General features: G+C 48.9%; 16 protein-coding genes. 4 read left to right on the forward strand and 12 right to left on the reverse strand.

Translation table 11 applies throughout. From position 1 onward, the window contains the following. Nucleotides 1–27 precede the first annotated feature (27 nt). From SG35_RS25525 to SG35_RS25545, 5 genes are all read right to left on the reverse strand, one after another. Nucleotides 28–1,923: a sensor domain-containing diguanylate cyclase gene (locus SG35_RS25525; RefSeq protein WP_053043101.1), complete on the reverse strand. Its 1,896-nt coding sequence runs from the start codon at nt 1,921–1,923 to the stop codon at nt 28–30. A gap of 93 nt (nt 1,924–2,016) precedes the next feature. After that, nucleotides 2,017–2,244, reverse strand: a complete 228-nt coding sequence (locus tag SG35_RS25530; protein WP_044833415.1) for a glutaredoxin family protein — start codon at nt 2,242–2,244, stop codon at nt 2,017–2,019. A 228-nt stretch (nt 2,245–2,472) separates the two neighbouring features. Next, on the reverse strand, nt 2,473–5,847 hold the full coding sequence (locus SG35_RS25535) for an efflux RND transporter permease subunit (RefSeq protein WP_044833416.1): 3,375 nt from the start codon (nt 5,845–5,847) through the stop codon (nt 2,473–2,475). A gap of 70 nt (nt 5,848–5,917) precedes the next feature. Then, a complete protein-coding gene (locus SG35_RS25540; RefSeq protein ID WP_044833417.1) occupies nt 5,918–7,087 on the reverse strand; it encodes an efflux RND transporter periplasmic adaptor subunit in 1,170 nt (389 codons plus the stop codon). A gap of 376 nt (nt 7,088–7,463) precedes the next feature. Continuing rightward, complete coding sequence (locus SG35_RS25545) at nt 7,464–8,090, reverse strand: TetR/AcrR family transcriptional regulator (protein ID WP_044833418.1); 627 nt, start codon at nt 8,088–8,090, stop codon at nt 7,464–7,466. A gap of 312 nt (nt 8,091–8,402) precedes the next feature. Between SG35_RS25545 and speB the strand changes: the two genes are divergently transcribed. Then, on the forward strand, nt 8,403–9,215 hold the full coding sequence (gene speB / locus SG35_RS25550; RefSeq protein ID WP_201777807.1) for an agmatinase: 813 nt from the start codon (nt 8,403–8,405) through the stop codon (nt 9,213–9,215). Between the two features lie 372 nt (nt 9,216–9,587). On the opposite strand, the gene SG35_RS25555 is transcribed toward speB, so the two are convergent. Continuing rightward, on the reverse strand, nt 9,588–10,487 hold the full coding sequence (locus tag SG35_RS25555; protein WP_044833420.1) for a discoidin domain-containing protein: 900 nt from the start codon (nt 10,485–10,487) through the stop codon (nt 9,588–9,590). 133 nt (nt 10,488–10,620) lie between these two features. Further along, on the reverse strand, nt 10,621–12,003 hold the full coding sequence (locus SG35_RS25560; RefSeq protein ID WP_044833421.1) for an aminotransferase-like domain-containing protein: 1,383 nt from the start codon (nt 12,001–12,003) through the stop codon (nt 10,621–10,623). Nucleotides 12,004–12,130: 127 nt separating this feature from the next. Between SG35_RS25560 and SG35_RS25565 the strand changes: the two genes are divergently transcribed. Together SG35_RS25565 and SG35_RS25570 are read left to right on the forward strand one after the other, a co-directional pair. Further along, on the forward strand, nt 12,131–12,742 hold the full coding sequence (locus tag SG35_RS25565) for a LysE family translocator (RefSeq protein ID WP_044833422.1): 612 nt from the start codon (nt 12,131–12,133) through the stop codon (nt 12,740–12,742). A 286-nt stretch (nt 12,743–13,028) separates the two neighbouring features. Continuing rightward, nucleotides 13,029–13,475 (forward strand): GNAT family N-acetyltransferase, encoded by a 447-nt coding sequence (locus SG35_RS25570; protein ID WP_044833423.1) that lies wholly within the window; start codon nt 13,029–13,031, stop codon nt 13,473–13,475. Nucleotides 13,476–13,510: 35 nt separating this feature from the next. On the opposite strand, the gene SG35_RS25575 is transcribed toward SG35_RS25570, so the two are convergent. The 4 genes from SG35_RS25575 to SG35_RS25590 form a co-directional block, all read right to left on the reverse strand. Then, nucleotides 13,511–13,897 carry an MAPEG family protein gene (locus SG35_RS25575; RefSeq protein WP_044833424.1) on the reverse strand — a complete coding sequence of 129 codons (387 nt, stop codon included), beginning with the start codon at nt 13,895–13,897 and terminating at the stop codon, nt 13,511–13,513. A gap of 89 nt (nt 13,898–13,986) precedes the next feature. Continuing rightward, nucleotides 13,987–15,942, reverse strand: coding sequence for a DNA topoisomerase III (locus tag SG35_RS25580; RefSeq protein WP_044833425.1), 1,956 nt, complete (start codon nt 15,940–15,942; stop codon nt 13,987–13,989). Between the two features lie 54 nt (nt 15,943–15,996). Then, the gene (locus SG35_RS25585) at nt 15,997–17,949 is read right to left on the reverse strand and encodes a RecQ family ATP-dependent DNA helicase (protein WP_044833426.1); all 1,953 of its coding nucleotides are present in this window, start codon (nt 17,947–17,949) and stop codon (nt 15,997–15,999) included. Between the two features lie 103 nt (nt 17,950–18,052). Continuing rightward, nucleotides 18,053–18,811, reverse strand: coding sequence for a substrate-binding periplasmic protein (locus SG35_RS25590; RefSeq protein ID WP_084692786.1), 759 nt, complete (start codon nt 18,809–18,811; stop codon nt 18,053–18,055). Between the two features lie 308 nt (nt 18,812–19,119). Here SG35_RS25590 and SG35_RS25595 point away from each other — a divergent pair, with 308 nt between their 5' ends. Further along, the gene (locus tag SG35_RS25595) at nt 19,120–20,781 is read left to right on the forward strand and encodes a dipeptidyl-peptidase 3 family protein (protein ID WP_044833428.1); all 1,662 of its coding nucleotides are present in this window, start codon (nt 19,120–19,122) and stop codon (nt 20,779–20,781) included. An 83-nt stretch (nt 20,782–20,864) separates the two neighbouring features. Here SG35_RS25595 and SG35_RS25600 read toward each other — a convergent pair whose 3' ends face one another. Then, the gene (locus SG35_RS25600; RefSeq protein ID WP_044833429.1) at nt 20,865–21,818 is read right to left on the reverse strand and encodes a carbohydrate kinase family protein; all 954 of its coding nucleotides are present in this window, start codon (nt 21,816–21,818) and stop codon (nt 20,865–20,867) included. Nucleotides 21,819–21,822 lie beyond the last annotated feature (4 nt).

The following is a 21,822-nucleotide window of genomic DNA, read 5'->3' on the forward strand; positions in this document are numbered from 1 at the left end:
CGCTATTTTGACCATCACAAAAGCCGGTTATGCCATTTCCGGCTGATAGACCACGGCGCTGTGTGCGCCCTGCTCTTTGGCCCGGTAAAGCGCCAAGTCCGCCTGCTCATACAAACTGACACTGTCGCTGCACTGGGGAGAAAGGCTGGCAATGCCTATGCTGACGCTGACAGAAAAGCGTTTTTTATTTTCCACTTCAAAAATATAGTCATTAATACTGGCGGCTAACCTTTGGGCAACTTGGCGGCATTGCTCCGGGCTTATCCGCGGCAGGACACAAAGAAATTCTTCGCCGCTGATACGGCCCATCACATCTCCCTGGCGCAACACCTTTTGTCCGGCTTGTGCCACCCGGCAAATCACCTGGTCACCGGCAAGATGGCCAAAATTATCATTGATGTGCTTAAAATTATCGATATCGAGCAAGATCACCGACAACTCGCCTTTTTCCGGCACGGTACCCTCGGTATACTTTTTAAGATAATTGAAAACATAACGGCGGTTATATGCCTTAGATAAGGGGTCCAGGGTCGATAACTCGAGAATTTTATCGTTATATTTACGCTGGTACAGCATCACCACTAAAAAGAAAATCGACAAACTTACTGCAAACAACAAAAAGTACTTTTGTTGCCTGTCTTCCAGCTCATAATGCTCCTTCCTGAGCTCGGTTAATTCCTGCTGCTTTTGCCCCAAAGAGACTTCCCGCTCTTTGTGGCTCTGTTCCATGTTTAAGCGCACTTTTTCCAGGCGACTGTCGGCATTTTTACGCTGCAGCTCAGCATATTGCTCGAGGTAGCGCTCTAACACCTGATAAGCCCGGCCATTCTCTCCCCGGGCATACGCCAGCTCTGCGTTGAGTTTTTCAACTTCCAGTTGCCATTTTGTGCCTTTAAGCTCGGGGATTTCGGCAAAAATAGCCCCGGCAGCCGACAAGGCCTGCTGTGCCCCGGCAAAATCCCCCTTATCCATCAAACAAGCCCCCTTGCGCTTTAACAGTTCGGCTTTATAGTCTGCCAGGGCATTGATCAATAACGCTTCATCGATAATAGCGATGCCCCGTGCACACTGCCCCTGCTCTGCCAGGGTCATGCCCAGGCCATATACGGCAAAAAAAGCGACTTCCCGGTTTGGGGTGTAATCAATCAGGGTACGGTAACGTTCAAAGGTCGTGATGGCCAACTGATATTTTTGCCAATAACGGTAGATGGTGGCCAGCGCATAGACGGCATCGGCAATATGCGCCCGGTAACTGAGCTGTTCGTAGCTCGCCAGCGCCTTTTGATAATATTCCACCGATTTTTCATATTCGCCGAGATAACCATAAATGGCGCCATAGGTTTCATTCACCCGCGCCAGTAAAAATTTATCCCCGAGGGCAAAAGCTTCGACATAGGTTTCCTGAAGTTCCTTGAGGGAGGTTTGATATAATTCCGTCAGGCTGCGGGTATAGGCAAGCTCCTGTTTACCGACGATATAGATATGATTGAGATTGGCCTGCTCGGCCAGGGTCAGCGCCTGTTGAAAGAAATCAACCGCCTGACTATAAAGCCCTTTTTGCTGGGCCAGCACACCGGCATAAACATTAAAACCGCCGGATATTTCCGCCGGGGTCTGCGCCGTGATCAGCTGCTGCGCCTGTTTTACCGTCACTTCGAGATCGGCATTTAAATATAATAATAACTCGGCCTGCGCCTTACGCAGCAACAGCCATAACTTTTCGTTATCCGGCCATTGCCCGGCTTCTTGCTCCAGGGCCTGCAGACGCCGGTAACTCAACCAGGGCTCGCGGTTGACCTCTTCAAACATCCCCTGTAACGACGAGATATCATCCCTGTCTTGCGCCAGAGCAACAGGGACGGCAATGGCCGAAAACAGGAACAAAAAAATCCCGGTGATGATATATTTGAGGGTTAACTGCATCCTTAATCCGCTACACCTTTCTTACATTATGCTAACCAACTTTAACACAAGCAGCAGAATAAACGAACATACTAACGGCTAAGCTTGATAAAATTAGCCTTTAAACAATTGATTAAATTTCTTCACCGAAAAGCCATTTAAAATTTGATCGCCGATTTTTAATACCGGCACCGCCCGCATGCCTAAAGCCGCCAACTCTTTTTGTCCCTGCGGCGTTTTCACATTACACAGCCGGTATTTGATCCCCTGCTGGTCCAGGTAACGCTTGGCGGTATCGCAATGGGGACATTTGCTCATACTGTATAAAACAACTCTTTTCATGCTGGCTCACTTACTTTCAAAGATCTTTTCATTCTCCCTATTATCTCCTGTGTGATTTTCTCTTGCCATAAATAAAAAAAATCCCCTCACAAGCGTCCTGGGAAAGCCGCTATCTGGAGGGGAAAACCACTAAGGTTCAAGGATGAAAATTCCAAACTTAATTCAATAATACTTCCGGATATGAAGGCAGCTTTTAACATTCAAGCTGGCGCCAATATCCGCTATCACTTATTTAACCTCAGCTGTCGCCAGCTCTGCAGCTTCAAGCTCACCATCCGCTGTTTGTTCATTGCGGCCTTTGATCTCAAAGATCATCGATAAGATCACCGGCACCAAAAACATGGTAAAGATAGTGGATACCAGCAGACCGCCAACCACCACGGCACCTAAGCCCCGGTATAGTTCGCTACCGGCTCCCGGCATCAATACCAGGGGTAACATGCCGCCGACCGAGGTCAGGGTACTCATTAAAATGGGTCGCACCCGGGATTTCACCGACTCAACCACCGCCTGCTGCGGCGTTAATGCCGTGGTCACAGTACCGTCATCGGATCTGCCTTTAAGCAGGTTGATGGCCTGATGTACGATTAAAATAGCGTTGTTGACCACAACTCCCGCCAGGATCACGAAGCCGATAATGGTCAACACGTCCATATTCTGGATCGGGGTATAGCGGTCAATCAGGCTGTAACTGTGTACTGCCGACAGCCCGGCAAAACCGCCCAGGGTTGCCAACGGCACAGTTACCATGATCACCACGGGATAGAGCCAGTTCTGGAACAGCACCGCCATTACCAGGTACACCACCACTAACGCCAGAAACAAAGAACTCATCAGGAAACCGGAAAGGGTGCCGTCTCCCATTAAAGCCTGCTTGATATCGTTTAACTTACCGGCAGAGCCGGAAAGGTTGATATCTACTACCGGGTTGATTTGTCCTGCTGTTCTTAGTTCCGCCACCATAGTATTGATGGTGGCGATGGCATCTTCCATCGCCATGCCGTTTGGCGGGGTAAATTGCAGCGTCACCGCCCTTTGTCTGTCGGCATGTTTAATTTGATCCGCTACCTGCACCCGCTCCAGACGGGCAATATTTTCCAGATCAACCACATTGCCTGCCGGTGTCGCCACCGGGGTTTGCATCAGGGCATCTAAAGGCGCATCGACACTGGCCTGCTGGGAAATGATCTTGATATCTTTAAGCTCGCCGCCGATTTCAAAGCCCCGCACCAGCAGATAACCGTCGCCGTTGGCGGCAACCGCCATACCGACATCCGAGCGGTTCATGCCCATTTCCTGCAGGCGTTCATCATCCGGTGTAACCCGCAATTCAGGCGTCGGCAACAGGAAGTTTGCCGGCTCAGGCACCACGCCATAGGGGCCGAATTTACCCATCAGGCTAAACATTAACGCGGTGGCGCTTTGAGAAACCAGTTCAAGATCATCCCCTACCAGGTCAATCTTGATGGCAGAGCCCGTAGTACCGCCGTTTAAGAACAGCGGAAACTGGAAGGCAAAGCTGATCACATCCGGAGCCTGGGCGCCGTAGGTGGCATAATTAAACAAATCTATGGTATCGACCGCGGTCACTTCATTGGCAGGCAAGGCCCCCTGGAACATCTTACCGCCCATGGCGACAACAAAGTAATGATCCAACGCCGGGGCGGTGATCTTCTCTCCGCTCATGGTGGTTAATTCGGGACGGCGATCACTGGGATCCGGTTTTTCGGTGCCGCGGATTTTCGCTTCGGCAACAAACTTATCCCCGGTATATTCCCATGCCGGTTTAATACTGCCTTCCAGGCGTTTTGCTATGGTCTGCATCTGATCCAGGCTATAACCCGGCGGCGGGATCAAAACGCCGAACACGGCATTACGGTTACCTTTAGGTAAATAATCCAGCGGCGGGATCAGGGCCCAGATACCGGCAAACGTCAGCACGGCAAAGGTCACGACCACGGTTATCCGGCTTTTCCAGGAAATAATCAACTTAGCAACCAGGCGGCTGACATAAACAGGCAAGGCATTGAAAAAGCCGCTGACCTTATCAACTTTCGACGCCGGTTTATCTTTATTTGTTTTCGCGGGCAAGCGTAAAAAGCTAGAAGCCGCCGCCGGGATCACCAGCACGGAAACAACAAAACTGATACTCACCGCCGCCATAATCGCCAAAGCGATATCACGGAATAACTGACCGGCGCTGTCCTGGATAAAGAGGATCGGCAGGAACACCACTAAAGTGGTCAGGGTCGAGGCAAATACCGCACTGGCCACTTCTTTGGTGCCGTCGATACTGGCGCGCCAGGGTTTCTTGCCCATTTCCAGATGGCGGAAGATATTCTCGATGACCACGATAGCATTATCTATTACCATACCCACGGCAAAAGCCATACCTGCCAGGGAAACGATATTGATGGAACGCCCGAGGGAGACCAGCACCACCACGGAAGCAATCACGGAAATAGGGATAGCAATGGCGATCACCCCGATAGTGCGGAATGAACGTAAAAACAATAATAAGGTCAGGGTGGCGAGCAAGCCGCCGATCAAAATATTGCTTTGTACCAGATCGATTGCCCGTTCAACATAAGTGGAAGAGTCCCATGGCTGGATCAGTTCAAAGGTGCCGTTAATGCCAAGTTTTTTCGCGTGTTGTGCCAGTAAACCATCCGGCGCATTCAGGTTGCGGATCTCCGCCTTGATTTCGGTCATGGTTTCCAGCAAGTTGGCGCCATATTGCAGCTGGAAGTTAAAGAAAGGCATCAGGATCCCGCGTGAACGTACCCAGTCGGTCATTTCTTTATAAGATTCGGTGACGCTGGCGACATCTTCAAGATAGACAGGGCCGGTTTGATCGCGGCGGATCACCAGCTTTTTAATGATATTGATATCGGTAAAGCGGCCAACGGCACGCACCCGGATATCATTTTTGCCGTCCTGCAGTTTACCGCCGGAATAATTCTGGTTGTTCACCTGGATGGCATTGATAAATTCGGCATAGGTGATACCGCGGTTAGCCAGGGCCACAGGGTCAAAGCGGATTTGCAGCTCCCGCTCACGCGCACCGACGATGCCAACTTTGGATACCCCTTTGATCCGCTCCAGGCGGGGACGCAGGCGTAATTCCATAAAATCATATAAGGTAGTGGCATCAAAATTCGGATCTGTCGCCGCCAGGCCAACCCAGGCAATATAATCGACCGAGTCGGGATCAACCGCTTCCACCACAGGTTCGCTCACCCCTCTGGGGTAGGCAGGCACTTCGTCCAGTTTTTGCAACACGCTTTGCATCGCCAGATTGATATCGGTACCGGTTTCAAACTCCAGGCGAACACTGCCGGAGCCGGACTGGGAAATACTGGTCATGGAAGCCAGACCGGTAACATCCCCCAAGACCTGCTCCTGCTCAGTAATAATATCGGATTCGATTTCATTGGGAGAGGCATTTTCCCAGAAAGTGTTGACGGAAACGACCACAGAATCCACCGTTGGGGTCATTTGCACCGGCACCTGGGAAAAAGCAATAATCCCCGCCAATATGGATAAGACGACCGCTACGGTAACCGTGATCGGCTGCCTGACCGCTTGATCTATTAATTTCATTTTTTCTCTACCTAGTCACAGCTGTAAACTTGCCGGCAAAAAACCGGCAATAGCTAAAAACATTATCTCTTTATTCACCGGCGCCGATACCGGTGGAACTTTGCGGGGCACTTGATGCCACAAATCCCCGGCCGGTTTTTGCGTCTGTAGCCACTACCGGCCCCGGCATCAGGCGTTCATTGCCTTCAACAATCACTTTATCGCCCGGAGTCAGCTCCTTATTGGCCGCCAGGGCATACACCTCTGCCGATTTATATAACACCGTTACCGGTACAGCCGTAGCCACAGAGCCGTTTTCACCATTGGAAACTTTATAGACCAAGGTCATGCCGCCTTTATTCACCACGGCATTTTTAGATACCGCCAGCACCTGATCTTCGCTTGAAGTGGCTACCCAGCCGGTAACCGCCATACCGGAAAGAATATTCGGCATCGCCGGGAAGGAAACCACTAAATTAAAGGTCCGGCTGCGGTTATTCACCTGGGAAACCAGTTTAAAATCCTTGCTGCTGATGCTTTGCCCGTTGACTTCCAGGGTAATTTCCGAGGTAGTAGACAACTGGCTAGCCAGGCGTTGCGGTACTTCCAGCCAGGCTTCGAGGCGGTCGCTGGAGATCATTTCAATCGCCACTTCTCCCTGATTGAACCATTCTCCCGGTTCAGCCAGCCTTTGGGTGACATAGCCGTTAAAAGGCGCCCGTAATTCGGTATCCGCCAAACGTATCTTCAGCAACTCAAGCTCATTCTGCAGCGCTTTTACCTGGAAATTAGCCTGGGATAAGGCCGCTTCGGCCACGGCTAATTCGGTCTTAACATTTCTTAACTGGCGTTCTGAAATCGCATTCTTTTCTGCGGTATAAGTAAAAGCGGTTAAATCGTCCTGTAAATTCTTTTGCTCGGCTTTTCTTTGCTTAACTAAGGCCTTGCTGCGGTCATATTCCGCCTGCAGCTGGAGCGATTGGGCATGCAAACGACGGCTGTCCAGGCGTAGCAAGAGATCACCTAAGCTCACCTTGTCCCCTTCATTAACCATCACCTGGTCGACACTGCTCGACTCCCGCACAGAAACGCCGGCCTCAACCGCCGCCTTGATATTGCCGACCACACGTTCGCGCTGTTGCATATCCGATAAGGTTACCGGCTCAACCAAGACCGCCTGCTGTGCCAGCACGACATAACTTACGCCGCTTAACAATAGCGCCGCCATTAAGGCATTAAACTTTGCAAAACTCTTTTTCATTTCCCGATACCCTCAGCCAAAACTTCAACAACCCAAGCCACTATTAGACCAGTCGTCTAGCATTCTAGTGTCAAATGAAAATAGATCAAGTAACTTTGCGGATTAATTCATCACGAAAACAACCAAACAACTGATATTATTAATTAAAATAAAATTAAAAAATTTAGACCATATGGTCCAAAGCAAGCTAAAAACCGGGACGAGTGTTCAGTTTATTGCAACAAACTGATCAAAAGCGGTGAAAGAATGCCGGACAGATAAACTTGTAAGAACAGCAAAGCATATGAAATGAGCAGCAAACAAAACCTCTTAATGAAGGCAGCCTGCTGCAGAGACAGAGAAAGCACAACAGCCCATAAGCAGGCCTATGTATCGTTTAACTTGAGGATTTTTCCTGCAGGATATTGGTAAAGATCAAGGCAACAAATTGCTCCAGCGGCACTATGCTCTGATCTATCTGTACCCGGATAATAATGCCCTGGAGCGCACTGTTGATCATGTTGGCCAACATATCGGCATCGTCTTTACAGTTTATTTCATCGGCTACCTGGGCTTCCCTGATGGTTTGCGCCAGCACGCTTGCCATAGAATCGAATGAATACTTGATCGCCCCGCGCATCACTTCATTTAATTGTGACGTTTCCAGCGCCATTTTCGGTAAGGCGCATTCGCAGGACAAGCCGTGTTCAAGAAAATAGGTAATTTTGTCATTAAAATAATTCTTCAAGCGGTTTATCGGCGAGTAAGTACGGTCGGTTAATTTCGCCCGACACTCCTGATTCCAGCCGTCGGTAGAGTTTTCAATCAGCTGCAGGCCAAAGTCATCTTTAGATTTAAAGTAGTGATAGAATGACCCTTTAGGCACACCCGCCAGATCCAGGATTTCTTTTAAACCACAGGCATGGTAACTTTTGGCGGTAATGGCTTTATGGCCGGCTTCCAGAATAATATCCCGGGTGCCCTTAACGGCCTCATTTGCCACTGTGTCTTTCTCAGGCATCATCAATTCTCAAAGTGAAATGTATGGATATATTAGACCAGTCGTATATTATTTCAACCATAATTTTATTCATACTTGTTATTTCCCCGTTAACGTCAAATGCGAAGCCAGAAAAATCATAGAGTTAGCCTGGGGCTGATAAAACTGCAATTTATCTTGTTGACACGACCGGGCAATCAAGGATGTAATCATCTAACGAATCCCGGGTTCCGGCTATAGCAGAACACAGGATGACAACAACTTACCCCGAGTTAAAAAACAACTTACTCACAGGGTTATACACATCATCAGCGCTAACACATGGGAGGAGAAATTTTGACAACAACATCGACTAAGGTTGGCCTGCTGGGGATCCCCTATGACGAAAACTCATCTTTTAGCCGCGGACCGGCCAAAGCCCCGGCAAGCATAAGAAGTGTTTTGCAAGGCGGCTCCCTCAACAGCGGCTGTGAAAATGGTATCAATTTAAAAGATAACCCGATGTGGCTTGATTGCGGCGACCTTGAAATAACCGGCAAGCATGATTTCGTTTCAGGAATCGAATCCGGCTGTGCAGATATGCTTAACCGGGGCACACGCCTGCTGACCTTAGGAGGAGATCATAGCATCAGTTATCCTATCCTAAGGGCTTACGCCGGACATTACCCGAAATTAAACATCTTACACCTGGACGCCCATTCCGATTTATATGACAGCTTTAAAGGCAACAGATTATCCAATGCCTGCCCTTTCGCCCGGATAATGGAAGAAGACTTGTGTCAGCGCCTGGTACAGCTGGGGATCAGAACCTTAAACCAGCATCAAGTTGAGCAGGCACAAAAGTTTAAAGTGGAAATGGTTGAAATGCGCCATTGGCAAAGCGGGCAATTGCCGGAGTTTGACGGCCCGGTTTACCTGTCACTGGATATTGACGCCCTGGATCCGGCCTTTGCTCCCGGTGTATCTCACCGCGAACCGGGCGGTTTTTCTACCCGGGAAGTGATCAGCTTAATTCACAAAATCAATATGCCGCTGGTAGGAGCCGATATTGTCGAATTTAACCCGGATAAGGATATCGATGGTGTTACAGCCCAGGTCTGCGCCAAGCTGGTGAAAGAAATCGCCGGAAAGATGCTGGACTCGATTTAACGCGAATAAAGCAAAATCAAAAGCTATCACAGCACCTTCATCAGTAATTCAGCGCCAAGCTGGTGAAAGAAATCGCCGGAAAGATGCTGGACTCGATTTAACGCGAATAAAGCAAAATCAAAAGCTATCACAGCACCTTCATCAGTAATTCAGCGCCAAGCCGGTGAAAGCAATCGCCGGGAAGATGCTGGACTCGATTTAACGCGAATAAAGCAAAATCAAAAGCTATCACAGCACCTTCATCAGTAATTCAGCGCCAAGCCGGTGAAAGCAATCGCCGGGAAGATGCTGGATTCAATTTAAAACAAATAAATCACAACCGCCATCAACAAGAGGGATACTCCCCGATGGCGGCATTGTTAACAATTGAAATTATAAATCCGAGAACAGCTCAAATTCATCGACTTCAATATAGGTATCGCCGTGGTTGGTCACCACTTTAAGCCTGACAATGCGGGCTGTGACCGCCGTATTTAAAGTAGCAATCTGATCCGATACCTGGGATAGCAGGTAAGACTCGTGATCAACAAAGGTTTCACCGTCACTGGATACCTGCAGCACCACTTTCTCAGGTCCACGCCCCAACTGACGCGACTGATCATTTAATACCACACGGAAACCGGTGATTTTCACTAAGCCGTCAAAATCCACCTGCAGCCAGTACTCCGGCTCGACGAAATCAGGATCGTGATCGGTATTCAGCTCTTTTTTCACCATCCAGAAGCCGCGACCGAGTTTCTCCACGCCTTCTTCGTCGTTAATTTGCTCTTTATAGGTAAAGCCGTCAAAAGCTGCGGCACCGACATCATTGTTATAAAAATCACTGACGCTATAACTGCTCTCCGTCAGGCCATTGGTGCCTATTAAGGCAATATTGCCGTAATCACCGGTGCGCAGCAGGGAAGCACTGCCATCATCCGGATCGACTCCGGAAATGCCATCCCCCTGTACCAGAGCGAGATACTCAATATCACAGCTGCTTTCACTGTCCGGGGTATAACCGATACGCACGGTTTCCTGGGTACGGTTGACGGTAGACACAAGATCTAACCAGCTGTCCGAGTATACCTGCCCCAATTGGAAGCTCAGGGGCCAGTTGCCTTCCTGGCACTCAAGATATTTATCTTCTTCTGCAACTATGCCTACCTGTACGGTTTCCGATTTGCCGATATAGATATTGGCTATTTTACCAATATATTCTTCAATCGATGTTTCAGCGGCAGTTACCGATAAAGACACCAATAAAGCCAGACTGGTCATTTTAAATTTCATGTCTCTCTCCATAGTTAAAACAGTCACTTGCCTCGGTAATGCAGTTAATATGCCAAGAGAAAATGTCAAAAGTTTGAACTCATTAGAGAAATTCAGATTTTACCTTAAAAGGATCGTCAAACAGACAAGCTGTCTACATCACCAACTCATCGCTGGCGGGGGTATCCTCAAGGCATTGTTTCAATAACAACAAAGCCTGTTTTAACCTTTCATGGCTGCGGGGAGCACATAAACTGATACGAATATTTTGCGGCGCCGGAAAACGTCCTATGGCATAAGATTCCGCCGCCCGCAGCAATAAACCTTTAGCTAGTGCATGTTGCACAAAGTCTACCGCCCGCCAGTGCTCCGGCAGCGACAGCCAGGCATTAAAGGCATAAGGCAAGGTAGTTAACGGATATCCGGCCAGCTCCTTTTGCAAAATACGGTGCCGGGCCAGCATTTCCCGGGTGAGCCAGGCCTCCTGCTCAGCCATTTTTCCCGAGGTCAGCCAGCGGCATACCAGCTCAACCATTACCGGCGGTATGGTCCAGCAACTGGCGCGTAAACTTTTTCTTAAATCACTCCTGAGCCTGTCCCGCGCCACCAGGTAACCCAGGCGCAGTCCGCCGGAAAAGCTCTTGGAAAAACTGGAGATATAAATGGTCAGCTCGGGGGCGAGCAGATAAAAACTGCTGACCTTTTCACTTTCCGGTAAAAACTGGACATCATCGTCGAGGATCAACAGCTGATATTGCCGACAAATGGCAATAAGCTCCAGTTTTCGCGATAAAGGCATTTGCACACAACTGGGGTTTTGCACCTGTGACGTCAGGTAAATCACCCGGGGATTGTATTGCTGACAGGCGGAGATTAACGCCTGCGGCAGCACCCCCTGATCGTCCATCGCCAAGCCGTGGCATTTCAATTGTTGCTCCTGGCAGGCCAAAGCGATACCGGGAAAAGACAAACCTTCACATAAAACGGTATCGCCACTGCGACAAGTCGCTTGCAGCGACAGGGAAATGCCGTGTTGGCCGCCATAGGTAAACAAAACTTCATCGGCGCTGCACACCAGGTTACGCCCGCTTAACCAATCGGCTAATTGCTGCCTTTGGTGTTTTAAACCGGTTTCCGGCTGATAATCCAGACAAGTGGCCAATAGCTGGCGATCCCCGGCAATCTCCATCAGTGCCTGAGCCATCAAATCTCCCTGGGGACCGGCCGGAGCTTTAGAGCTGCGTAAATCATAACGGCTGTCATCGGCAGTTAGCATGACATACGGCCCCGGCTCCGCCTGCTTGATATAAGTGCCGCTGCCGACCCGGGCCACAACAGTACCGCGCCGCTCCGCTTCGGCATATGAGCGGGTAATGGTGCCTATGGTCACGCCAAGAGCATCAGCCAACCTGCGCTGGGGCGGTAACTTCTCACCGGCTTTAAGGGCGCCGCTTGCCACGGCTTCATCAATGGCATCTGCCACTTGTTTATATTTCGCCAAACTGGAGGGTTTCAACTCGGGCTGCCACATTGTCATGGGTACAATAAAATCCTTGATCTATTTGTACCCCTATATATCATAAAAAACACCTGACAACTATTAAAAACACACAATTGTACGCATACAATATTGTTTTTTAATTAATGAGAACCAAGATAACTTTATGGCAGCCCTGATCGAACTCAGCAGCATACTTATTCCGCTATTGCTTTTTACCCTGCTGGCCACCGCAACCCCAGGCCCTAACAACACCTTGTTGACCTTATCCGGCAGCCGTTTTGGTTACCGGCAAACCCTGCCGTTTCTTTTCGGCATCAGGGCGGGTATTACCGGGCTTTTTATCCTAATGGCCTCGGGTATCGGCGGCATACTCAACCAAAATCCCCACTGGTATTTGTACCTCAAATTGCTCGGCGCTGCTTATCTTGTTTATCTGGCAGTAAAAATGGCATTTTCCAAGGGGCACAAGCAGCAAAACAGCCCAGCAAACCTGATAGGCTTTCGCCAGGGAGCGCTATTACAGTTTATCAACCCCAAGTCCATGATGATGGTTTTATCCTGCATCACCGCTTTTAGCCTGCCCGGAGAGCTGTACCTGCTTTCCGTGATCCAGGCCTGCCTGATCTTCAACCTGGTGGGATTGATGAGCAACAGCGCCTGGACGGTATTTGGCTCGCTGATCAGCCGTTTTTTAGCCACAGAACTTGCAAGGCAAAGGTTTAACCGCATGTTAGCCATCTTAACCCTGGTTGCCGTGGCCTTACTTTTTATTTAGTTACGTCGTTAGGCTTCTTTCTTTCGCTGTTGAAACCCGACAGCTAGGAAAGCCTAACGTAATACCAATTGCATTAAGTAGATGACCAAAATTCGGTGAGGATAAATTGTCAAGAAACCCCTTTATCGTTCCAGACTAAAGCTAAGCACCTGCATCCATGCAGGCGAGGCGTTTGATTGAGCAATAGCAAGCTGTTGTGATTGAAAACAACGCAGGACTTGGAGATTTAGACCATTCGAAGATGGTTAGATATTTAATAAAGTTGGTATAAATTCAGGAGAGGTAAATGATCAAACAGATAAACCCGTCAATTCGTTTTAGCAATCAACAAGAAGAGATGCAACTGGATGTGATCCATAGCTATTTAAAGTGTTCTTACTGGGCCAAAGGCATACCTAAAGACCTGGTACAAAAGTCTATCGACAATTCCATGTGTTTCGCCGCCTTTGACGGCCTCCGGCAAATCGCCTTTGCCCGGGTGATCACAGACAAAGCCAGTTTCGCCTACCTGGCAGATGTTTTTGTACTCGAGCCATACCGGGGGGGCGGGATCAGCAAACAACTTATGTCTGAAATACTCAAAGAGCCGGAACTACAGGGGCTGAGGCGCTTTATGTTATGCACCAATGATGCCCATGGTTTATATCGTCAATTCGGCTTTAGTGTCGCAAGCTCACCCCAGAACCTGATGGCGATTCATCAACCCGACATTTACACTGAAATATCAGCTTAAAAGCCGGGGCTAAAATGCCTTATTACCGGAAATAATCAGGGTAAGCACTGCCACATCATGGCCAGTGGTGCGGCTAAACCCACAAACCATACCAGGGAACGCAACTTATCCTGATCAAAGTAATACATCAAACAATAAGTGACTCTGGCAGCAACATAAATCATTGCCAGGCGTTCCACGGTTTTATCAACAGAATGGGTCGCCAAAACCAGGGCTATGGCTAATGAAAAAATAATCAGGGACTCAAAAGAGTTATAGTGGGCGGCCGAGGCGCGGGCACCAAACCCCGTTAATCTGGCTTGTTGCTCCCTGGGGTAATTATTATCATAACGGCTCTCCTTATTCATGGCAAAAGCCAGCGGAGCTTTGGCTAAATAAGGCAACAGCGCGGCAATCATGGCGCAAATAATCAGCGTTTCCATACACAACACCTAATAAAACAAACTACATAAGGGATCATAAGCATAAAACGATTCACATAAATCAACAACTTATTTATCCAGTGCCGCCACTAAGCTTTAGCCGCCGGCGCTTTTCTTCGCCTCCTGCCCTTCTTTTTAAACCCGGATGCCGATTTGGCCTTAAGCCCCTGCAACTGTGAAGGAAGCTGTTGGCACGCCTGAGCCACCAGCTGATGCAGGGTTTGGGTCAGGGGCTGCATAAAACTCTGGTAACTGACTTGTTTTTCACTGATCGCATTCAGGCTTACTTCCCATTGGGCAGTCATATCCGGTAAGGTCGCCGCTTCCGGCAAGGTGGCAATCAGCGCCTTACCCACTTCGGTGGCATGGATCTGCTTACCCTGGCGGCAGAGAAAATCCCGCTTAAACAATAATTCGATAATCCCTGCCCGGGTCGCCTCGGTGCCGAGACCGTCGGTATCTTTTAAGATTTTTTTCAGCGCTTTATCGCTGACAAAACGGTTGATGCCAGTCATTGCCGCCAACAAGGTCGCATCGGTAAAAGCCTGCGGCGGTTTAGTCATTTTTTCCGCCAGCCGCCCCTGTTGGCACAACAAGACATCCCCCTGGTGCAACTCGGGTAAATACTGGCTTTCTGCTTCTCCCGGCTCATCCGGGTTATGCTCTTTGCTCTTGGCTGCGCTTTTTTGCGGCCAAAGCACTTTCCAGCCGAGCATCACAGTTTTTTTCGCACTGGCGGTAAACTTTCCGCCGCCGATATTAAGTTCGACCTTAGTTTGATCATAACTGTGCGCCGGGTAAAACTGAGCCAGATACTGGCGTACAATCAACTGGTAGATATTCTTCTCGAAGGTATTTAACTGGATATTCGCAGCGGATTTTTCCGTCGGCACTATCGCATGGTGAGCGCCGACTTTTTTATCGTTAAACGCTTTGCTTTTCAGGGCCGCATTCGCCTGTCCCGCCGCCTGGCCATACTGGGAGGATGAGGTTAGCATGTTAATGATGCCCGGAGCCAGTTTATGCTGCTCTTCGGGCAAATAGCGGCAATCGGATCTCGGGTAGGTGATCAGCTTATGTTTTTCATAAAGGGACTGACAGATATCCAGCACCAGCTTGGCATTCATGGAATAGATCTTGGCGGCATCGATTTGCAGCGCCGATAAATTAAACGGCAAAGGCGGCGACTGTTTTTTATTTTCTTTCACAACCAAGGTAACCGTCGCCGGCTGTCCGCTGATGCGGCGCACGACATTTTCCGCCAGCGCCTTGACCACAACCCTGTCCTGATCGTCCATATAAGGCGAGCATTCCTGGCTCGGCTGCCATTTGGCGCTAAAGCTCTCGCCGTTTTCGCAAACAATATCGGCATAGACCTCATAAAAAGGTTTGCTGACAAAGTTGGCGATTTCCTCATCCCTGCGCACCACCAATCCCAACACCGGGGTCTGTACCCGGCCGACGGAAAGCACCCCTTTAAAGCCGACTTTTTGCCCCTGCAGGGTATAGGTGCGGGTGAGATTAATGCCGTATAACCAGTCGGCGCGGCTACGGGCCAGGGCTGAAACCGATAAAGGAATAAAATCGCGGTTGGCCTTCAGCGCCGCCAATGAACGCTTTACCGCACTGGTATTTAAATCGCTGACCAGCAAACGTTTTACCTGGGATTTTTTCGTTTTCGCCAGCTTTAGATAATCGATCACCTCATCAACCAGTAACTGGCCTTCTCGGTCGGGGTCGCCGGCATGGATAATCTCATCCGCCTGCTTCACCAGTTTGCGCAAAACCGTCAGCTGGCTTCTGGTTTGTGATTTAGGTTTTAACTGCCACTGCTCCGGTACTATCGGCAGATGCTCCAGCTTCCACTGCTTATATTTTTGATCATAAGTTTCCGGCTCTGCCTGCTCCAGGATATGGCCGATACACCAGCTGACGACATCACCGTTGCCCAGCTGGATAAACCCCGGATTATTCTTATGGGGTTTAGGCAAAGCCGCGGCAATCGCCCGTCCTAAACTTGGTTTTTCAGCAATATAAAGTTTCATATAAGATGCGCAGCAATAAACTGATATACTGGATAATAAATCATTACTGTGTTTTTATCCAGGCTCGCTATTATGATGGTCTGCCAGATGAGCGTCGACCCAGCCTTTGACCTGGGAAAAGCGATAATGTTCAAGCAAGCCAAACCCCCTCAGTTTGCGCACCCTGAGTTTAGTAAATACAGGTGTCGTTAAACCGCAAAGAAAACGGCTGATCAGCACACTGCTGGCCTGGTGCCCCAGCTTATTCATGATCTCGCCAGAAATATCCCCGAAGTCGAAACTTTCCAGCGGCGCAATCGGGGCAGCTTCCGGCAATACCGCCGCCTGCCCCCGGCAAACGCTGCAATGGCCACAATTTTGTGTCAGTTGCTCATCGGCAAAATATTGTCCCAAGCGCCGGCTTAAACAGCTATCCCCGGTAAAAAACGCCAACAACTGATGAATACGCTTGATTTCACTTTGCTCTTTGGTTGCAAATTTTTCGCTTAGCAGGCCCGTCAGTTGTTCAATGCCGTAGGGCGAATTCAGCACCTGATAAACCTGGGTCATGGTTTTCGCCTGCAACTCGATAAGCCCCTGACTATCAAGATATTCCAGCGCCGTCAGCACCCTTTGCCTGTCGCTGGGGTATAGCTGCTGCAACTGATCAAAGTTTATCGTATACCAGGTTCTCGCCTTATCACAAGACTGCAGTAAGGCCTCAATAAAGTCCGCCCGCTCACCGCTAAAACTACTGATTAACTGCTGCTCGGATTTACCCGGGAGCTTAAACTTATATTCGGCAAAATAACTGTATGCCGGTTTGATCACACCAAAAAGCTCCAGGTAAACCAGTAGGGTTTTCAACGTTAATAAACGGATATTGGCGTCATTGGATAAGCTGTTTAATACCAGCTGCCACTGACCCTGCTGCTGTGCAATTTCATCAAGCACATAACGGATGGCATCCGCTTGCGGGGTATCGCCATAAACAAAATTTTCCAGCACATTTAAATTATCGGCATTGGCCAACACCAGACAATGTGAAGGCAAACCGTCACGCCCTGCCCGGCCGATTTCCTGGGCATAATTTTCTATTGATTTGGGCAGGTCGTAATGCACCACATAACGGATATCGCTTTTATCTATGCCCATACCAAAAGCTATGGTGGCGACTATCAGCTTAATGCCGCCCGACATAAACTGCTGCTGGATCTGCTGGCGATCTTCCCCCGACATGCCGGCATGATAGGCCTGTGCGTTTATGCCTTGTTGTTTTAATTGCCCCGCCAGCACCTCAGCACTTTGCTGCAGGGTGACATAAATGATACCGCTGTGCTGATGTTTATCTTGAAGCCAGGAGGTTAATGCCGCCAGCTTGTCATTCTGGCTGACCCCGAGCACAGCCAGATCCAGGTTGGCACGATAAAACCCGGTTAACACGACATCCCCGGCCTGAACGCCAAGTTTATTGCCCATGTCTTCAATAACCGCCGTGGTAGCGGTGGCCGTCAGCAACAGCACCTGAGGAATAGCCAGCTCCTGCATGTATACCGGCAGTTTAAGATAGTCCGGCCTGAAATTATGTCCCCACTCAGAAATACAGTGAGCTTCATCCACCACCAATAACGACAGCTTTACCCCGCCAATAAACTGGCGAAACCTTTCATTATTAAGGCGCTCCACAGAAATCATCAAAATTTTTATGTCGCCGCTGCGCACCCGGTTCATCACCTGCTGCGCTTCGACTTTAGACTGGGCCGAATCTATACTCGCCGCAGCTATGCCCTTACCCTGTAAAAATTCCAGTTGATCTTTCATTAGCGCCAACAAAGGAGAAACCACCAAAGTTAAATGGGGCAAACATAAGGCCGATAACTGGTAGCAAAGGGATTTACCGGCGCCGGTTGGGAATATGGCGGCGGCACTGCGTCCTGAAACTATGGTCTGAATCACTTCGCCCTGGCCCGGGCGAAAGCTTTGATAGCCGAAATGGCCGTACAGAAGTTGATGAATATCAGTTGTCATTTAACTCTCTTGTAAATAACGCTGGCGGGAAAGAATAACGGGGATTATCGGATAAAGCGGTGGAAAATAACAAGGGACATTTAACTTTTCTCCCGGACTCCTCTTAGTGGCGGTAACCCAGGGCAAATAAATGCTCTTCAAAGATCTCTTCATAACGTCCGCTGGCCTTAAACAGCGCCAGCGCCAAATCAAACTCATCGCAAAGTTCCTGGCGGTTAAACCCCATATAGCTATAAACATCGGGGAAAATCGGATGAATAACAAATTCATTGGCATCAAAGTGTCCCTTGGACCAGGTTTTTAAACTGTGCAGGAAAATATATTTATCGCCGATACTGACATCTACCATACCAATAGCCAGCAGCCTTGCCTGCTCTTTTGGTTGCGGCACTTCCTTATAATATTCATTATCGGCAACGGCTGCATTAAAGGCTTTCCCCAGTAAAGTACGCGCCCTTTGATAAGTCACCACAGAAACACCTTTTAAATCTGCTACCGAGTTAATTTTTAACCCCCGGTCCCTGCGGGTGACGGCAACATCCGAATACCTGAATATCGGCTGGCTGAGACAACCGTTGATTTCATTTTTCGAGAAAATATTGGCGGCACCGTCTACGGTATTTTCATTGAGCTCAACCACCAGGCGGGCATTGGACAACATATAGCGATAGGTAATTTTTTTTGACGGGATATAGGCATACACACCATCAATGAGCTCTTTAAATAAGGCAGATTGATCCGGACCTGCAAATAACGGCCGAAAATTTCCCAAAGCTATTTTTAACTCTGCCTCATCGGCCCGTATTGATGCCGGCAATAGAGACAAGCATATCGCCAGACTGGCTATCACACGAACTAGCATTCAACCCTTCCTCATCACATCACTTTACATCACTTCATATTACTTCATATCAAAGCATTAATTAGGAATCGGAAAAGTGAGAAATAACAACTTAAGGTCAATCTTTATACGTCCCTGACCTCGTTATTTTATTTAGTATAGAAGCTGTCAGCAGATCCCTCTAGTGTGCAAACCTCGCTGAAAAATGAAAACTTGTTGTGATTTAAAGGAAAAATGCGATGAACACCGGTGTTATTGCGCTGTTCTCCTCGCATATCAAAAATGCCTTTGGTAGTCTTTAACAATAAAAAAAATAATAAGGAGAAGTTATGAAAAAAACCCTGCTCGCCCTTTCGCTATCGGTTGCCGCTGCCTTCAGCGGCCAGGTCAGTGCCGACCATAATCCCCATGTTGACCGTTATCTGGCACAATACAGTCCCTATAAAATGGAATATGATGCCAGTCATTTCTCCGCCAAAGACAAGCTGATCCTGCAAAAACTGGTTACAGCGGCCGAACTGCTGCACGAAGTCTACTGGCAGCAAACCTCCAAATACGGCCGGGAGTTAAAGGATGCCCTGGAGCTGGTGCCACAAAGCGAGCAGGCGCAAAAACTGCTGACCCTGCTTAACCGCAACGGCGCCCCGTTTGAACAGCTCAACAACAATGTTGCCTTTATGGGCCAGCAAACATATTACCCGGGACAGGAGTTTTACCCCCGCGGCCTGAGCGCTGATGAGCTCGATAACTATATGAAAACCCTGTCCAAAGAACAGCAGGCTGAATTTATGAACCCCTATACCGTGATCCAAGAAGACGGTAAAGGGGGCTATCAGGCCGTCAGATACTACCAGGCCTATAAAACATTACTCGATCCCGTGATCGAATTGCTCTATGAAGTGGCAGAACTGACCGACAATGCTTCATTCGCCAATTTCCTGCGTCTAAAAGCCCGTGCGCTGATCACCGATGAATATTTTGATGCTGACGTCGCCTGGATAGATCTCACAGGCAATAAATTTGATCTGGTCTTTGGCCCTTTCGAAACCTACGACGACGGCATTAAAGGGGTAAAAGCCAAATACCAGGCCTATATCGAAGTGGTGGACAAAGAAGAGTCGGCAAAATTAGACTTATACACCCAACACCTGCAGGAAATGGAAAATAATCTGCCGATCCCCGAACAGTACCGCTCCGTGGTCGGCGGCTTAACAACCAAGTTTGTCGTGGTAAGGGATATTATCCGCACCGGCATGGCTATCGTCGGTTACCAGGCGGTGGCCACCAACCTGCCCAACGATCCCGCGGTACACGAACTTAAAGGCACAAAAAAAACCTTCTGGAAAAATATGTTCGAAGCCAGGTTTAACGGCATCATCAAACCGGTCAGTGAAGTGTTGATCAACGAAAAACAATTGCCGGAAATCTCCGACGACGGCTTTTTCCAGTTTGTGCTGATGCATGAAATCAGCCATGCCCTGGGACCGAGAACCGTTAAGGTCGGCAGTAAAAAAGGCATGGCCACCAATGCCGCCATAGGCCCTAACTATAACGCCCTGGAGGAGGCAAAAGCCGATATCAGCGGTATGCACTCGCTGATTTACCTGATGGATAAAGGCATAGTGGATGCCAAGCGCCGCAATAACTTTTTCATTTCTTATTTAGGCAGCTTATTCCGCTCGATGCGTTTTGGTTTGAACCAGGCCCATGGCAAAGCCGCGGTATTATCGTTAAATTATTTCGCCGAAAACGGCGGGGTTAGCTATGATGATGACAGTGGCCGCTGGACGTTGGACGACAAGCAGTTTGAAGAAAATGTCGCCTCCCTGGCAAAAGCCCTGCTGATCCTCGAAGGGGATGGCGACAACACTAAGGTACAGGCCTTTTTTGACCGCTGGGCGGTGAATTCTCCGCGCATTCAGGCCAGCCTGGAGAAAGTCAATCATTTACCCATAGATGTCCTGCCCGAATACAGCATTAAGTGGCATTAAGCAGGGTGCAAATGGCTTAACCAGGTACTTAAAAACAAAAGCCCGGCAGATGCCGGGCTTGCTTTTTCAAAATAACACAGCTGCTAGTCCTTGATATCCGCTAATCTCGGCAGCGCCGGAAAAGCGCCTTTTTGAGTGCAGGTAAAAGCGCCGCATAAAGTGGCAAAATCGATGATCTCTTCAATAACCGCCTGCTGTGTTAACAGCACCTGAAAAGCCTCGATATCGAGATCTTGCTGAGCCAGCCGATAAAGTAATCCGCCGACAAAGGCATCGCCTGCCGCCGTGGTGTCTACCGGGATAATGGCCGGTGCCTGATGAATAAAATGGTAGTCCCGGGTGTATACCGAGATTTCATTGCCGCCGTCGGTCACCACCACCAGGGACGGACCGGTTTGCAAACAATAGCTTATCAGTTCGTCGGCGCTTTGACTTAACTGCTCGGATAAATATAACAGCTCTTCGCGGCTGAATTTAATCACATCGGTATAAGGCAGGCACTCGAGGATACGCGAAGATAATACCGAAGCCTCCGACCACAAGGTGAGGCGTAAATTGACATCCAGACTCACCAGCAAACCATGCGTTTTCGCCAGCTTTAACCCGGTTAAAGTGGTTTGCGCCAGCTTTTCTGTGGTCAGGGTATTGGAGCAATAATGGAAAATATCCGAAAGCTTAAAACTCTCTTCGTTAAAATCGTCACAGCTAAAACGCATATCCGCGGTATCGTGCCGGTAAAAATTAAAGCTACGCTCTTTTTTATCGTCCAGGGATACCAGCACCAGCGCCGAATTGCTGTTTTCAAAGCTGCATAAATAATCGGTTTTCACCCGGTAGGCCGCCAATTGCTTATGTAAAAACTGGCCAAAATTATCCGAGCCGATGCCGCCGACAAAATAACTTTCGCCGCCGAGTTTTGCAATGGCCACTGCAACATTTGCAGGTGCTCCGCCAGCAATAGGTTTGAAGCTGGTTTCATCGTCTTCATTGGGTAAAAAGTCGATGAGCACTTCACCAAAGCACAACACTTTTTTCATTGGG

Origin of the sequence: Thalassomonas actiniarum, from assembly GCF_000948975.2 — a bacterium.
In the GTDB taxonomy this organism is placed as follows: Bacteria; Pseudomonadota; Gammaproteobacteria; order Enterobacterales; family Alteromonadaceae; genus Thalassomonas; species Thalassomonas actiniarum.